The 15,692-nt window shown below is 59.4% G+C and carries 16 protein-coding genes and 2 pseudogenes; 6 read left to right on the top strand and 12 right to left on the bottom strand.

Translation table 11 applies throughout. From position 1 onward, the window contains the following. Positions 1-336: pseudogene (locus tag ACKOED_RS06670) on the top strand (ABC transporter ATP-binding protein); the annotation flags it as partial. 30 nt (positions 337-366) lie between these two features. Here ACKOED_RS06670 and ACKOED_RS06665 read toward each other — a convergent pair. The 9 genes and pseudogenes from ACKOED_RS06665 to ACKOED_RS06625 all read right to left on the bottom strand — a co-directional run. Continuing rightward, positions 367-741, bottom strand: a pseudogene (locus ACKOED_RS06665) (ABC transporter ATP-binding protein); the annotation flags it as partial. Continuing rightward, a complete protein-coding gene (locus tag ACKOED_RS06660) occupies positions 738-2,048 on the bottom strand; it encodes a lipoprotein-releasing ABC transporter permease subunit (RefSeq protein WP_408915802.1) in 1,311 nt (436 codons plus the stop codon). The gene ACKOED_RS06660 and the pseudogene ACKOED_RS06665, both read right to left, overlap by 4 nt. Continuing rightward, positions 2,048-3,373 carry a proline--tRNA ligase gene (gene proS / locus ACKOED_RS06655; RefSeq protein WP_408915801.1) on the bottom strand — a complete coding sequence of 442 codons (1,326 nt, stop codon included), beginning with the start codon at positions 3,371-3,373 and terminating at the stop codon, positions 2,048-2,050. The genes ACKOED_RS06660 and proS overlap by 1 nt, the downstream gene beginning before the upstream one ends. Before the next feature lie 357 nt (positions 3,374-3,730). After that, positions 3,731-5,086, bottom strand: a complete 1,356-nt coding sequence (gene der, locus ACKOED_RS06650; protein ID WP_408915800.1) for a ribosome biogenesis GTPase Der — start codon at positions 5,084-5,086, stop codon at positions 3,731-3,733. A gap of 298 nt (positions 5,087-5,384) precedes the next feature. Next, the gene (locus ACKOED_RS06645; protein WP_408915799.1) at positions 5,385-6,041 is read right to left on the bottom strand and encodes a tetratricopeptide repeat protein; all 657 of its coding nucleotides are present in this window, start codon (positions 6,039-6,041) and stop codon (positions 5,385-5,387) included. Positions 6,042-6,115: 74 nt separating this feature from the next. Next, positions 6,116-6,250, bottom strand: coding sequence for a hypothetical protein (locus ACKOED_RS06640; RefSeq protein ID WP_408915798.1), 135 nt, complete (start codon positions 6,248-6,250; stop codon positions 6,116-6,118). Between the two features lie 137 nt (positions 6,251-6,387). Then, positions 6,388-7,206 carry a 3-methyl-2-oxobutanoate hydroxymethyltransferase gene (gene panB, locus ACKOED_RS06635; RefSeq protein WP_408915797.1) on the bottom strand — a complete coding sequence of 273 codons (819 nt, stop codon included), beginning with the start codon at positions 7,204-7,206 and terminating at the stop codon, positions 6,388-6,390. A gap of 42 nt (positions 7,207-7,248) precedes the next feature. Continuing rightward, on the bottom strand, positions 7,249-7,809 hold the full coding sequence (locus ACKOED_RS06630; protein ID WP_408915795.1) for an NnrU family protein: 561 nt from the start codon (positions 7,807-7,809) through the stop codon (positions 7,249-7,251). Continuing rightward, positions 7,806-8,381, bottom strand: a complete 576-nt coding sequence (locus ACKOED_RS06625; protein WP_408915794.1) for an NnrU family protein — start codon at positions 8,379-8,381, stop codon at positions 7,806-7,808. The genes ACKOED_RS06630 and ACKOED_RS06625 overlap by 4 nt, the downstream gene beginning before the upstream one ends. 157 nt (positions 8,382-8,538) lie before the next feature. Between ACKOED_RS06625 and ACKOED_RS06620 the strand changes: the two genes are divergently transcribed. After that, positions 8,539-9,252: a hypothetical protein gene (locus ACKOED_RS06620; RefSeq protein WP_408915793.1), complete on the top strand. Its 714-nt coding sequence runs from the start codon at positions 8,539-8,541 to the stop codon at positions 9,250-9,252. 52 nt (positions 9,253-9,304) lie between these two features. Next, entirely contained in the window at positions 9,305-9,745 is a 441-nt protein-coding gene (locus tag ACKOED_RS06615; RefSeq protein WP_408915792.1) for a hypothetical protein, read from the top strand. A gap of 26 nt (positions 9,746-9,771) precedes the next feature. Here ACKOED_RS06615 and ACKOED_RS06610 read toward each other — a convergent pair whose 3' ends face one another. The 3 genes from ACKOED_RS06610 to ACKOED_RS06600 all read right to left on the bottom strand — a co-directional run bounded on the left by ACKOED_RS06610 (position 9,772) and on the right by ACKOED_RS06600 (position 12,024). Beyond that, a complete protein-coding gene (locus tag ACKOED_RS06610) occupies positions 9,772-10,575 on the bottom strand; it encodes a carbohydrate ABC transporter permease (protein WP_408915791.1) in 804 nt (267 codons plus the stop codon). Further along, entirely contained in the window at positions 10,572-11,432 is an 861-nt protein-coding gene (locus ACKOED_RS06605) for a carbohydrate ABC transporter permease (RefSeq protein ID WP_408915790.1), read from the bottom strand. The genes ACKOED_RS06610 and ACKOED_RS06605 overlap by 4 nt, the downstream gene beginning before the upstream one ends. Before the next feature lie 76 nt (positions 11,433-11,508). Then, positions 11,509-12,024, bottom strand: a complete 516-nt coding sequence (locus ACKOED_RS06600) for a GNAT family N-acetyltransferase (RefSeq protein WP_408915789.1) — start codon at positions 12,022-12,024, stop codon at positions 11,509-11,511. 415 nt (positions 12,025-12,439) lie between these two features. On the opposite strand from ACKOED_RS06600, the gene ACKOED_RS06595 reads away from it, so the two are divergent. The 3 genes from ACKOED_RS06595 to ACKOED_RS06585 all read left to right on the top strand — a co-directional run. Next, complete coding sequence (locus ACKOED_RS06595; protein ID WP_408915788.1) at positions 12,440-13,207, top strand: hypothetical protein; 768 nt, start codon at positions 12,440-12,442, stop codon at positions 13,205-13,207. Between the two features lie 218 nt (positions 13,208-13,425). Beyond that, positions 13,426-13,989, top strand: coding sequence for a tyrosine-type recombinase/integrase (locus ACKOED_RS06590; protein WP_408915787.1), 564 nt, complete (start codon positions 13,426-13,428; stop codon positions 13,987-13,989). 73 nt (positions 13,990-14,062) lie between these two features. Further along, the coding region (locus ACKOED_RS06585; protein ID WP_408915786.1) for a DNA methyltransferase at positions 14,063-15,692 on the top strand (1,630 nt) is incomplete at its 3' end.

Raw genomic sequence — 15,692 nt, 5'->3', positions numbered from 1 at the left:
CCCACGGCGGGCGAAGTGCTGATCGCCGGGCGCAATTGCTCCGCGCTTGATGACCAGGCGCGTACCCGCATCCGCCGCATCGGCATCGGCTTCGTCTATCAGTTTCACCATCTCTTGCCGGAGTTCTCGGCCCTCGAGAATGTGATGATGCCGCAGCTCATCGCCGGTCAGAATCGCGCCGCCGCGGCCGACCGCGCGCGTGAACTGCTGACCCGCCTGGGGCTTGCCGCCCGGCTTGAACACCGGCCAGCGGACCTTTCGGGCGGTGAACAGCAGCGCGTGGCCATCGCCCGCGCGCTGGCTAACCGTCCGCTCCTGCTGCTTGCCGGCAAGCCCCAGGCGGGTCAGGAGTTCACGCGCGCGGTCGGTCGCGGCGGCGCGGTTCTGACCGGCGATGAGCTGCGGCATCATCACATTCTCGAGGGCCGAGAATTCCGGCAAGAGATGGTGAAACTGATAGACGAAGCCGATGCCGATGCGGCGGATGCGGGTACGCGCCTGGTCATCAAGCGCGGAGCAATTGCGCCCGGCGATCAGCACTTCGCCCGCCGTGGGGGCTTCGAGCAGCCCCGCGATGTGCAGAAGCGAAGACTTGCCGGACCCCGACTGGCCGACCAGCGCCACGATTTCGCCCGGCCGCACGATGAGGTTCAAATCGCGGAATACTTCGAGCTGGCCCTTGCCCTCCGCGTAGCAGCGGGTAACGGAGCGGAGTTCAAGCGCTGGGGTTAGCTCGCTCATTCGTAACGGAGCGCCTCGACGGGATCGAGCCTGGCCGCCCGCCACGCGGGATAAAGCGTCGCGGCGAAGGACAGCCCCAGCGCCATCAGCACGATCATGACCGTTTCCCAGGAATCCATCTTGGCCGGCAACTGGGCGAGGTAATAGAGCTCCGGGTTAAAGGGATCGACACCCGACACCCATGAGATGAATTGCCGGATGCGCTCGGTGTTGAGGCAGATCAGCAGCCCCGTGATGAAGCCGGCAATGGTTCCGGCCGTGCCAATCGCCGCACCGGTGAGGAAGAACACCCGCTGGATGGCGCCGCGCGTGGCGCCCATGGTGCGCAGGATGGCGATGTCGTGGCTCTTGTCCTTCACCAGCATGATGAGGCCGGAGATGATGTTGAGGGCCGCCACCAGAATGATCATGGTCAGCACCAGGAACATCACGTTGCGCTCAACCGCGAGGGCATTGAAGAAAGTCGAGTTGCGGTCCTTCCAGGTAGAGACCGCCATGTCGGTGCCCGCTTCCGCCAGAACCGGCAGCAGATATTGTTCGACGTTATCAGGGTCCGCCACCATGATCTCGATCTGGTTGACGCCGTCGTCGGTGACGAAATAGTCCTGCGCCTCTGAGAGTGGCATGTAGATGACGTTTTCGTCGTAATCCGACATGCCAACTTTGAAGATGGCGACGACCGGATAATCGCGCAGCCGCGGCGCCGTGCCGACGACGGTATCCGGGCCCTCCGGCGAGATGATGGTGATGCGCGAGCCGAGCCCCAGCTGGTGCCGCCAGGCCATGCGCTCGCCGATGGCAACGCCACCCGCCGTATCGAAGCCCTTGAAAGACGGCGGGCTGTCCGGCGTGAATTCCGGGTTCATGGCGGTGCGAAGGCTGTCGTTGTTGAGGCTCGGCAGCTTCTGGATATCGGCCTCGGCGATGCCGCGAACCAGCGCGCCGGTGTTGTTGTGGAGGCTGGACGCCATCGCTTGCCCCTCAACCAGCGGCACGGCCCTCACCACACCCGGAACACTGGCGATGCGTTCGGCAAGATCGCCATAGCCCGCCAGCGGCGCGGCATCGGTGCGGTAGATGCTGACATGGCCCTGGAAACCGAGGATCTTGTCCAGAAGCTCGGCGCGGAAGCCATTCAGCACCGCCATCACCACGATGAGCGTAGCCACACCGAGCAGGATGCCGAGAAAGGAAAACAGCGAGATGACAGAAATGAACCCCTCGCGCCGCCGCGCCCGCAGATAACGGCCGGCCAGCATCCATTCGAAGGCTGCGAAGGGCCGGGTATCGGGCAGGCTCTTTTCCATCAGCGCGCGAAGCGGGACACGATCTGGTCCAGCGCCACATTTTCGCGCGCGCCGGTCTTGCGGTTCTTGACTTCGGCCACGCCACCCTTGAGGCCGCGCGGGCCGATGATCACCTGCCAGGGAAGCCCGATCAGATCCATGGTGCCGAACTTGGCGCCAGCGCGCTCGTCGCGGTCGTCATAGAGGACATCGACGCCCCTGGCCTCAAGCTCCGCATAAAGCCGGTTGCAAACGGCATCGGTTTCAGCATCGCCCGCCTTGAGATTGATGAGGCCGACACGGAACGGCGCTACCGCCTCCGGCCAGATGATGCCCGCCTCGTCGTGACTCGCCTCGATGATGCCACCAACGAGGCGCGACACGCCAATGCCATAGGAACCGGACTGCACGGTGACCATCTTGCCGTCCGGCCCCTGCACCACGCAGCCCAGCGGCTCCGAATATTTGGCGCCGAAGAAGAAAATATGGCCCACTTCGATGCCGCGGCCAGTGACCCGGCGTTCAGCCGGCACACGGGCCTCGTAATCGGCCTGGTCGTGCATTTCGGCTGTGGCGGCATATTTCGAGGTGAAATCATCAACCACCCGCGCCACCGCGCCAACATCGTCATAGTCGATCTCGAAGGACTGCCAGTCCATGTCGTGGAAGGCGCGGTCGAAATGGACTTCTGACTCGCCGGTGTCGGCGAGGATCAGGAATTCATGGCTGTCCTTGCCGCCAATGGGACCGGTTTCAGCGCGCATCGGCACCGCCTTCAAGCCCATGCGGGCGAAGGTCTTGAGATAAGAGACGAACATCTTGTTGTAGGAATGCTGGCCGGCCTCGCGGGTGAGGTCGAAGGAATAGGCATCCTTCATCAGGAATTCGCGGCCGCGCATGACGCCGAAGCGCGGGCGCACCTCATCGCGGAACTTCCATTGGATGTGGTAGAGGTTGCGCGGCAGATCCTTGTAGCTCTGCACACCCTGGCGGAAGATGTCGGTGATCATCTCCTCATTGGTGGGGCCATAGAGCATGTCGCGGTCATGCCGGTCCTTGATGCGCAGCATTTCCTTGCCATAGGCGTCATAGCGGCCGGACTTCCGCCACAGGTCGGCCGGCTGGATGGTGGGCATCAGCACCTCGATGGCGCCCGCCCGGTTCTGTTCCTCGCGGACGATCTGCTCGATCTTGCGCAGGACGCGGTAGCCCAGCGGCAGCCATGAGTAGCTTCCGGCCGCCTCCTGGCGGATCATGCCGCAGCGCAACATAAGCTTGTGGGAGACGATCTCCGCTTCCTTTGGGTCGTCCCGCAGAATTGGCATGAAATAATGGGAAAGACGCATGAGAATCCTGTCTGTTAGGCGGGTTATGGCGGTTTTACGGGAAACCCCCGGGAACTCAAGCCAGCGCCCCTCGCCGCGGAGCTGATATCAGCAGCCTTTGGCGGCGCCACCTCGGCGGGAGGATTGACGAACGCAGATTATGGCTTTGCTGTGACATTTTTAACTCGACAAGCCTGCACCATGTGCTAGCGTTTCAAGTTATAAGAACAAGATCACGGTCCACCCAAACGTGGCCCAGGTCTGGGGAGGTAGGTTTCCAGGCGCCCGATTTTGTGGCGGCCCAGCCGGTCCGGTCACTGGCTGAAAGGGAAACGAATTGGAAAAAGGCGGGACGCTGGTCTCGCCTTTTTTCTTTGACTATCGCTTGTCACGGTCAAACGGGTTCTTGCCGCCACGCAGGCTGAAGCGAATCGGCACGCCGCCCAGATCGAAGGTCTCGCGCAGACTCGTCATCAGATAGCGCAGGTAGCTCTCCGGCATCTTGGCAAGCTGATTGCCGAACAGCGCGAAGGTCGGCGGCCTGGCGCTCGCCTGGGTCGCGTAGCGGATCTTGATGCGGCGGCCGGAGGGTGCTGGCGGCGGGTTGCGCTCGATCGCGGCTTCCAGCCAGCGGTTGACCTGGGCGGTCGGCACGCGGCGGTTCCAGCGTTCGGTCGCGGCGAACACGGCGGCGAGGAGCTTGTCCATGCCACGCTCCTGTTTGGCCGAGAGGGTGACAACCGGCACGCCGCGGATTTCAGGCAGCACATCCTCCAGGTCGCTCTGCACGTCCTTGAGCTTTTTCTGCTTGTTCGGTACGAGGTCCCACTTCGAAAGGGCCAGCACCACCGCGCGGCCTTCGCGGGCCGCGAGATCGCAGAGCGCCAGGTCTTGCCGCTCGATGGGAAGCGAGGCGTCAATCAGCACCACCACGCATTCCGCGAAACGAATGGCGCGCAACGCGTCGGACACCGCGAGCTTCTCGACCTTGCCGGTGACCCGCGACTTGCGGCGGATTCCCGCCGTATCCCACAGCCTGATCTTGTTGCCCCGCCACTCGAAATCGGAGGATATCGCATCGCGCGTGATGCCGGCCTCGGGTCCGGTCAGCATGCGCTCCTCGCCGAGGATGGCGTTGACGAGGGTCGATTTCCCGGCGTTGGGCTGGCCGATGATGGCGAGCCGCAGCGGGCCTTCCGTGGGCGCCTCGCTTTCGGCTGGTTCCGCGGCCTCCGGCACTTGTTCCGCATACGGACGAAGCGCGTCATAGACGAGGTCCAGGCCCTCGCCGTGCTCGGCTGACACCGGCAGCGGCGCGCCAAAGCCAAGCGCGAAGGCATCAAGCAGGGCCGCCTCATGGCCGCGCCCCTCCGCCTTGTTGGCGAGCAGGATCACCGGCTTGCCGCGGCGGCGGATGCGCGCCGCCAGCTCACGGTCGGCGGGTGTCACGCCGGCGCGCGCGTCGATCACGAACAGCACCACGTCGGCGAGATCCACCGCGGCCTCAGCCTGGGCGCTCATGCGGGCCTCGAGGCTGTCGCCCCTGGCATGGTCGAGACCCGCCGTGTCGAACACCCGGAAGCGCAGATCGCCGAGCTGGGCCTCCCCCTCCCGGCGGTCGCGGGTGACGCCCGGCTGATTATCCACCAGCGCCAGCTTGCGGCCGACCAGGCGGTTGAACAGCGTCGATTTCCCGACATTGGGCCGCCCCAGAATGGCGACGGTCGCGGTCATTGCGGATCTTTGAAGGTATCGCCCGTGGTGGCAGGTGGTTTGCAACTGGGATCGTCAGGCCCGCAATAAACCTCAGTCTCCCCGGGACCGGCCGCAGTATTGCCCGCGGTTCCCGCTTTAGGCGCCGGAGCGACCGCCACATCCTGCTTTTCGGGGAATGTGGGACGGCCTGGAATGGCCTCTTCGCGGGTGCCGGGGAGCACGGTGTTGTCGGTCTGGCCCGTAAGGCTGTTGATCGTGCTACAGCCCCCGAGGAGCCCCGCGGCCAGCAAAACAACCAGAAGCCGGCTTGCAGCTCTCATTTTGCGGCCACCATCGGCGCCAGCAACTGGGCCATGACACCGGCGCGCTGCCGCAAGGCGGCGGGCGTTTCCGGATCGGCAAGAATGGCCTGTACCTGGAGGTTCGCGCCCTCATAGTCCTTGAGCCGGAACTGGACCGCCGCCATGATCTCCCGCGATACATGCCGCCAGGGGTTCCCGGCCTGGCTCAAATCTTTCAGCCGGGCTTCGATGTCGGCAAAGGCGGCTTTGTCAGCCAGCACCGCCGCCGCGCGAATCCGGGAGAGGTCGCGCAGGGAATTGCCCAGCTTGGCGTCAGCGGCGATCGCATCGTAAATCTTGACCGCTTCATCCGTCTTGCCTTCACCGGCCAGCACAGCCGCCTCGCCCAGCTGCGCGAGTGCCACAAAGCCGGTGGTTCCGATCGCCTCGAAAGCCTTGAGCGCTTCATCCGCCTCGCCGCTGGCCGCCAGGCCCGCCGCCGCGAAGAAACTGTCACCAGCGGCTTCCGATTGCTTCTGCTGCCAGTAGCGCCAGCCCTCGTAACCGGCCACCCCCACGATCACCAAAAGGGCCAGACCGACCAGGAGGTTACCATATCGCCGCCAAAGCTTCTTATACTGTTCCTGGCGGACTTCCTCGTCCACCTCGCGAAACAGGGATTCGTCACTCACCGCCTGTTGCTCCTAACGTCCACCCACCCGGCAAGACGGGGCGTAGATCAGGGCAGAGGCCAAATCAAGGCAATTCAGGCGCCCTGCCTGCCGCCCGACTGGCCGTAAATGCCACGCACCACCCGGCTGCGATCACGCCGGTAGAGCAGCCACAGCGCAAGGCCGATGCCGGCCAAACCCGAAACGAACCCAGCCACTTCGAACATCATGCCGCCTCTCCTGGAGAATCAGAAGTGTCGGCATCATGACCTCAACCGGTTAAGGATTTGGAAATTACTTTGCCCGGGACCAGGATTTTCACAATTATTTCAGTAGCATTAAACCAGGTAAGCTAATTAAAGCAGGGCTACTCCTTGAGTTCATAAGTATTCTCAAGCGCCGGAAAGTTCCGGGCCCGAACCTCCTCCGCATAGGCGCGGATGGCGCCCTCGATGGCCACTCCCACCTTGCCGAATTCCTTGACGAATTTGGGAACCCGGGGGCTCAGGCCCAGCATGTCCTCCATCACCAGGATCTGGCCATCGCAGGCGGGCGAGGCGCCGATGCCAATGGTGGGGATCGGAATCTCATGGGTGATCTTGGCGGCCAGCGGCTCGGCGATGGCCTCGAGCACCACCGCAAATGCCCCCGCATCGGTCACCGCCCGCGCGTCCTCCTCGATGATGGCCCACTGCTCGCGGGTACGGCCCTGCGTCTTGAAGCCGCCCAGAATGTTGATCGACTGCGGCGTCAGGCCAATGTGCGCCATGACCGGGATGCCGCGCTCGCTCAGAAAGCGGATGGTTTCGGCCATGCGCTTGCCGCCTTCCAGCTTGATCGCGCCGCACTGGGTTTCCTTCATGACCATGGCGGCGTTGCGGAAGGCCTGGGCGGGCCCCTCCTCATAAGATCCGAAGGGCATGTCGACCACCACCAGCGCGCGCTTCGCCCCGCGCATCACCGCGCGGCCATGCAGAATCATAAGCTCGAGCGGCACCGGCAGCGTCGACTCGAAGCCGTGCATGACCATGCCGAGCGAATCCCCCACCAGCAGAAAGTCCACATACTTGTCGGCGATCGCCGCCGTGTGGGCGTGGTAGGAGGTAAGCGAGACGATCGGGTCCTTGCCCTTGCGGGCGGTGATCTCAGGCGCGGTCAGGCGGCGGAGTTGAACATGCTGCGACATGAGCTGAAACTAGTCGCCTTGGCGGGACGCGGCAAGAGGCCCCTAGCCGAGCTGCACCACCGGAATGCCGATCAACACGCCATGCAGCTGGGCCATCAGCGCATAGAGAGCAACTCCGGCAATCACCGCCAGAAGGTCATGCCCGCCGCGCCGTTCGGGCGATGGCCGGACCCCGTAATACGTTCCGATAATCATGTGCAGCAGCGCATAGACCGCGAAGCCGCCGAACAGGATAGTTCCGGCAAGATCGCCAGCCGCCAACAGGTGGCCGGCGGCCCAGAAAATCACCGCCCAGGCCATCGGAAAGCGCAGCTTTTGCCTGAGGCTGCCGCGGAACAGAAAAATGCCGAGACAGATGAACCCGATGAGGGTGAGCAGGAAATTCGCATAACGGCCCCAGGATGGCGGGCCATAGAGCGGCACGAAATCCGCCATGCGCCAGCCCAGCACCACGACCGCCAGACCGGCGAGCGTGGCGAGGCCGTAGACAGGGCCATAGGCGCGCGCGCCTACGGCCTCCTTGAGCTTCGACTTGAGTGGCGGGACCGCCGCAATAAGATGCAGCGCCGCGGTCAGTGCCACGCCAAAAGCAAGCAGGATCATCCGGTCACCGGCACGTTCAGCACATAGGGGTGGAAGCCGTAGAGGAACACAAGATAGAGCAGGACGCCAACCGCCACCGCGATGATGTCGGAGCGCAGACGCGGCTGATATTGTGGGCGCTTACCGCGCATTTCCGACATCACGATGTCAGCGAGGCTGACGGCGAAGAAGGTTCCAAACAGCCACACCTCAGAACGCTGGCCATTGACCAGCAGATGCGAACCAGACCATAGCAGGATGCCGATCGACATCGGGTTGTGCAGCCACTTCCTGAGATAACCCTTGCCATGCGACGCGCCGATCAGAATGAAGGCGAGCAGCGTGCACAGCATGGTAAGATGGCGCATGCCGCCCCACGGCTCATAGAGGATATCGGCGGCGGCCGGGCCGGCCCTGGTCTGGATATAGCCGAGGGCCATCAGCGCCACACCCGCCAGCGACACAATGCTGTAAAGGCCCTTCCACCGCTTCTCGCCCAGCCGCGCCTCCAGCGCGTCGCGCGGGCCCGGCATAAAGATCGAGAACAAATGGCTGCCGCCAAACAAAAGGCAACCCAGCAGGAGCATGGTCATAACGTCTCACCTCTCATGTCTTTTTCTTGCCAGATTCCCCGTGCTGATCCAAGAGCAGGATAGGGCGATGCGTGTGTACCACGGCGGCGGCCCAAGAGAGACGAATGCTTTCACAGCCGTCACCGCGATTGCGTTCTGAAGGCGAGGACCAGCAAGCATGGCACAGCCGGCGACCCTATTCATCATTTGCTCGGACATGACCCGCAACGGCAAGACGCTGCTGGCGCGGGTGCTGGCCGATCACCTGCTGATCGAGGGCCGCGACCCGTTCTGTTTCGACCTCGGATCGCCGCAGCCGGCCTTGCGCGGTTTCTTCCCCGGCCGCACGGCGCTCGCCGGCCTCAAGGACGCGCAAGCGGAGGCCAGCTTTTTCGAAAGAATACTGTCATCGGCCGGCCGCGACCAGGTGATCGATATCGGGGCCAGCCGGCTTGCGGCGTTCCGCGCCGCCGCGAAGTCCCATGGTCTTGCGGCGGCCGCTCGTGGACGGGGCTTTCGTCTTTGCATTCTGTTCATCGTCGACCGTGACGAGACCTCGCTCAAGGCGGCAATCGAGCTTGAGGAAGACCTGGAACCTGACTTATTTGTTCCAGTAATCAACCGCTTCGCCGGTTCAGCGCTGCCTGAAGGCGTTCCGGGCCCGGCGCTGGCGATGGAGCGTCTCGACCCCGAACTGGCGGCGATCATCGCCAGCCGCCGCTTCTCGCTCCGCGCAGTCATGCTGGGCGAAGAAGCCGGCATTCCGCCGCGCCACCAGGCAAGCCTCAAGAACTTCCTGCTGGCCCTGCGGACCGGCATACGCGATTTCGCCCCGGCGCTGAGCCTGCAGCAACTGCGCGCTATCGGCCAGCCACCCGCAAAAGACCTTTGATTGGCGCGCCGACAAGCCCTACATAGTTGGCGAAACACTGCCGGAGATTAGCATGACGAGAGTTAGGACCTTGGCCTTTGCCCTGTTCATCGGCGCCGGCAGCCTGCTGGCACCACCCGCGGTTCCGGCAGCACTCGCCCAGGTCGGTCAGATGGACGTGCAGCTGGCCTTCTCCGCCATCATGAACGCCGGCACGCGCGCCGATAGGGTGAAGTCCATCACGAAGGTGCCAAGCGTCGGCGTGGTAAGACTCGACGTGCCGGTGGTGCCACTGATGGGGTCAGACGTGCCGAGCTGGCAGGAATTCAAGATCATGGTGCAGCGCAATTACGCCGGCGTTTCGAAGCTGCGCAAGGCGCTGATGGCTAACCCCGCCACCCGCGCGGCGCTTGCCAAACACCGCATCGATCCCTCGCAGATCGCCGGCGCGCAGATTTCATCGCGCGGCTCCTTGCGGCTCTACATCTTCTCAAGCTGGAACAAGCGGCCCTGATCCCGGCCTTTGGGCCTGCGGCACGGCTACATCACCCGGCCCATGGAAAAGCCGGTGGCCAGGTACTTCCTTACGAAGATGATCAGCAGCAGGCCGGGAATGAGGCCTAGCACGCTGGCAGCGGAGAGCAAGGCGATGTCGCCCGAAAGCACGCCCGCGGCACGGGTCATGATGCCGGCGATGGGCTTGGCGTCGATGGTGGTCAGCGCATTGGCCAGCATGTATTCGATCCACGAGAACATGAAGCAGAAGAACGCCGCGACCGCGATGCCGGGCGCGATCTGCGGCACCAGGATACGAGCAATGTAGCCGGGGAGGCTATGGCCATCGACAGCGGCGCTCTCGTCCATCTCGCGCGGCACGGTGGAAATGAAACCCTCGAGTATCCAGATCGCCAGCGGCACGTTGAAGAAGCAATGTGCGAGTGCCACCGCGATGTGGGTATCGATGAGCCCGAGGTCCGAGAATATCTGCACGAAGGGGGCGAGCAGAATGGCGGGCGCCATCATCCTGAACATCAAGAGACCAAAAAACAGGCTGCGGTGGCCGAAGAAATCGTAGCGCGAGAAGGCAAAGGCGGCAGGTAGCGCCACGGCGACAGAAATCGCCACGTTGAGCAACACGTAAATCACCGCATTGACATAGCCCATGTACCAGTCCGGATCGGTGAAGATCAGCGCGTAGTTTGCCAAGCTGGGGTTGTGCGGAAAGAATGTAAGCTGACCGGCGATCTCGGCATTGGTCTTGAAGCTCATCACGACGAGCCAGTAGACCGGCGTCATGATGATGGCCACATAGATCAGCGGGGCAAGCGACGCGCGTGGCTTCATGCAAGTCTCCGGCGCGGCACGATGAGGCTGAAGAACAGCGCGGACACCGCCATCACGATCGCCAGATAGATGATCGACATGGCGCCGCCCTGGCCCAGATCGAACTCGATGGTGGCGGTCTGGATCAACTCATGCGAGAGGAACGTGGTGGCAACGCCGGGTCCTCCGCGGGTGACGACATAGGCTTCCGGATAGATCATGAAACTGTCCATCAGCCTGAGCAGCACGGCGATCAGCAGCACGAGCCGCAGCTTCGGCAATTCGATGTAACGGAAGATGGCCCAGCGGCTGGCGCCGTCGACGCGCGCTGCCTGGTAGAAGGCCTGCGGAATGGCACGCAAGCCGGCGTAACAGAGCAGGATGACAAGACCAGTCCAGTGCCAGGCATCCATCAGCAGCAGAGTGAGCCAAACGGTGACCGGGTTGTTCATGTCGTAATTGATGCCCGCCGCCCCAAACAGCCCGTATAGCAGGCCGACATTTGGCAACGTCAGCACCTTCCACAAATAGCCGACGACGATGGCGGGCGCGAGCAATGGAATGGCCAGCAGCACGATATAGACAGACGCACGCCAGCCCGCTGGCGGCAGCCGCAGCGCAACATAGATGCCGAGTGGAATCTGGATCAGCAATGCCAGGGCTGCGAAGCCAACGCTCCGCCCGAAGGCCCACCAGAATTCGGGCGCGGACAGCACACTGACATACCAGTCCGCCCCCACCCAGACGAAGTCATTGCCGGAAAACGTGTCATGCACCGAATAGAACGCCACGAAAGCGGTGGGCACGACGCCGCAAACGACCATCACCACAAGGGCGGGCAGCAGAAGCCAGAACGGCGCCGAGTCGCGCGAAAACATGAACGGAAGCTTGCGCCGCGCGGGAGGCGGGCGTCAAGGAAGCGTGGCCGCCGCCGGGGCCAGCTCCCGCTGTCCGCTACCAGCCGCGCAAATCATGCAGGATCACCACATCGGTGGCGGTGCTACCCCGTGCCTCGATCCGTCTGCCGCCAAGCCGCAGGGCGAGCGCGATCGAGCGCTCATTGCCCGGGTCGATATAGTTGGCGAGGCGCTGCCAGCCGCGTTCGCCCTTCGCCCAGCGCATCACCGCTTGCGCAGCCTCGAAGGCAATGCCCCGGCCTTCCGCCTCCGGCACCACGAACCAGCCCAGTTCGGGTTCGGGGTAGCCCTCCGGCTGATAGATGCCGACTTCACCCAGATAGGCGCCGCTCACCCGGTCATCCACGCCGAACGGACCGAAACCTTTAAGCGGCCACAGGGCGACGTCGGAGGCCCAGACGCGCCAGGCCTGTTCGCGGCTGAGCGGCCCATCCTCCCAGCGCGAACGCTCGGAAGCATAAAATGCCGCAAAATGCGCGAAATCGGCAAGCCGCGGCGGGCGAAGCACCAGCCTTTCGGTATGAAGGACGGGCGGTTGCGATGGCGCCGTCACGCCCGCTACTCCCACTCAATAAAACGACACAGTTTTTTACCTGTCTTTTCAATGACTTGCATATCGTGTATAACTTTCGTACAACATCGCCTCTGTCAAGCTACCAAATTTGCAGAATAGTTCAACTAAAGCCTGTCCTACAAACCTACACGTTGTTATGCGAATTCAATAGCAACACAACAGCACAATACTTGTGCGAAAACAATGGCATATGAATAGACCGCACCGTTACAATGCTACTACGTTCAACTCTTAGCAGTCCACCAAACGCCAGTTGACTTCATCTATTTTCTATATTCGTATTACGTTACACTTCCAACGCCGTAAATATCACCGCGCAGAAGGTCTGTGATTAATGCAGTCGATTAACAGCCTCAAATCAGTTCTAATCGTTGCAACCACTTGGACCGTCGCCATGATGGTCATCTATGTGATTTCCGCACACTTAACGGGAATGTCCATCGTTTTCGCAAGTTTCGTTCCCGCAATTGCAACAGTAGGGTTGTGTCGATGGGTTTGGCGTGGCTCACCAATCTCAAGATATGTTGCGATTGCCTGGAGCATCATCTCCTTTCTGAGTTTTGCCGCCATGTCCTTTTTCATGGCCGACGAAAACATTGCAGTCTTGGCTATGTCAGCAATAAGCGCCTTAGTGTGGGGCTGGATTTCAGTTGTGCTATTAACATCCGCCGAAGTCAAAACAACAATGGCAAACCATTGGTCATTGGTATCCTCCCAACAAAACACCCCATCATACACCCCCACTTTCACTAAAGCGACAATTGCAGGTACTGTTATAGGTATGTGCGCAGTTGGTGGCGTATTAATCGAAAAATACTACACCTCGCATTTCGTAACACAAACCTATCTTGATAAAATCGCACAAGAAACAAATGCATCAACTCCAATGCATTTGACGGATTGGCTGGACTTAATCCGTGTCGAAAGCGGACCAAACTCTCTTACATACTATTATGAATTCACGAATGTTGAAGATGGAATTACAATTGATGACCTTAAAGCTTTCGTTCTCGAAACACCTGACAAGTCTGAATGCTCCAAGGGAACTCTTAAGAAAATGCTGGATAAAAACGTCACGATCACTCGGAACTACATCTACAAAACTATCAATGGCGAATTTGACGTTTCACTCAATGACATGTGCAAAAACACCCCAAATTAAGTACTACACCAACACGTTAACCAGCCACAAAACAGCAGTTAAGCGATCAACACATCACCTACCCCGCTATTTCTGCAACATAACATTCTAAGCAGAAAGTTACCCAATCGCTAAGTGCTTGATTTCAATAGAACCGAAACTGCAATCTTTTCGGTTGTTCAGCGTTGGATAAGAATACATGCTGCTGTTAGTAAAACATTATGTTGAGGACAGCAGCAATGAAGCAAGCACAGGTTTTAAGCGAAAAAGACGTTAAGCGGGTTTTAGGTGCAATCGCAAAGCGCAGTTACAGCACACGCGACCGCGCAATGTTCTTTCTCACACTACTCGCTGGTATGCGTGTCGGCGAAGTCGCCGCACTTAAAGTAAGCGATGTGTACGAGGATGACGGTCGCGTAAAGGATCAAATCGTCCTCACAAAGCATCAAACGAAAGGCAATGAAGCTCGCGTTGTGCTGCTGAATACACAGGTACAGGAAGAGCTGCGTGTGTATGCACGGACGCTTACACGCAAAGGTGATGAACCACTGTTTGTGAGCAAGTGGGGTACACAAATGTCGGCCAACAGCCTCGTGCAGGTGTTCGGCAGGTTTTACAAGCAGGCTGGCTTGAGCAATGCAACAAGCCACAGCGGCCGCAGGTCGTTTTGCACGAAGCTATGTGAAGCTGGTACATCTATCCACATCGTCGCAGCTCTCGCAGGCCACAAGCACATTTCGACCACTGCCGTATACCTCACTGCCAATCCCAACATTATGCGGAAAGCAGTAGAACTGGCCTAAAACATCTCTATTCCCATAAAAACTTTTCGCCTTATAGTGCACAGATCAGCGTAGCTGATTTGGATGGCGGAAATTGCTCACTAGAAGCGACATTATTGCGAATGCGTCCCTCTTTTCAAATACTTGGAAAGACGCGATAGACGAGGACGCAGATGCGAAAAGCTTCTGGGATGAGCTGTTTCAGGTCTTTGGCACTCCCCGTAAGAACGTGGCTCGTTTTGAGGCGCCAGTAAAGCGGCCAGACGGAACGACGGGCTACATAGATTTGCTGTGGAAAGGCAAACTCCTCGTTGAGCACAAGTCACGCGGCAAGTCGCTTGAAGATGCCAGGAAGCAAGCGCAGGAGTATATACTAAACCTAAAGCCACAAGATCGTCCTGAATGGCTAGCTGTGAGTGATTTTGAGAACTTTCAGGTTGTTAACCAGAAAGATGGCAGCGAATACTATTTTAAACTCGCAGACCTTCCAAAGCACATTGATACGCTAGGCTTCATAGGTGGCTTTGTTCCAAAGAAGCCATCTAAGTCCACTCCTGTTAATATCGAAGCTGTCGAGATACTTGGGGACATATACGACAGTCTCAAAGCTGGTGGCTACAATACACATGAACTTCCACAGCTCATGGTACGCTTGCTGTTCATTCTCTTTTCAGAAGATACAGCGATCTTCGAACCAGACCAATTCCGCGATCTCATTCTCGACACGAAAGAAGATGCGACAGATCTTGGTCCACTTTTAAATTACATATTTGATATTCTCAACACGCCACCAGCAAGCAGACAAAAAACACTCCCTGCTCCGCTTGCTACGCTGCCATACATTAATGGTGCGCTGTTTTCGACACATCTTCACAGCGCAGCAATGACGCCAGATGTACGAGCAGCATTGGTAAGAGCTACTGAATTCGACTGGACGCAAATCTCACCAGCAATATTTGGCTCGCTGTTCCAATCTGTTATGGAAAGCGCAGAGCGGCGTGCACTTGGTGCACACTACACGTCTGAAGATGATATTTTAAAACTGATAAAGCCGCTATTCCTAGACGATCTCGAAGCAGAGCTTGAGCGGATAATTGCTGACAAGAGCTCTAAGCGTAATGCACGACTAGATGAATTTCACAACAAGCTCGCATCGCTTCGCTTTCTCGATCCAGCATGTGGTTGTGGCAACTTTCTGATTATCGCATATCGCGAATTGCGACGGCTTGAGAAGGCACTACTACTGGAACGCTACAAAGAAAACAAGGTTGGTGTTCTCGACATAAGCCTTTTCGTAAAACTCAACGTCGACATGATGTATGGCATTGAGCTTGAAGAATTTCCCGAAGAGATCGCGAAGGTTGGTATGTGGCTCATGGACCACATATGCAACGTAGAGCTTGCTGCAATTTTTGGGAAAAGCTTTACACGTCTTCCACTCAACAAAACCGCCACTATTAAGTGCGCCAACGCACTTACTGTTGACTGGTCCAGCGTATTACCACCTGAACAATGCTCGTATATCATAGGCAATCCGCCATTTGTCGGCGCAAAGTTCATGGATGACGATCAACGAGCACAAGTAGCAGCAGTGTTTGCGGGAATTAAAAACGCTGGTCTTCTTGACTTTGTTTGCGCTTGGTATGTGCTAGCAGCGCGTTACATGCAGACGCACAAAGTCGAATGCGCTTTCGTATCAACAAACTCAATTACACAAGGTGAAC

The organism is Aestuariivirga sp. (assembly GCF_046093005.1).
In the GTDB taxonomy this organism is placed as follows: domain Bacteria; phylum Pseudomonadota; class Alphaproteobacteria; order Rhizobiales; family Aestuariivirgaceae; genus Aestuariivirga.
This window is presented reverse-complemented; position numbering and strand designations above follow the sequence as displayed.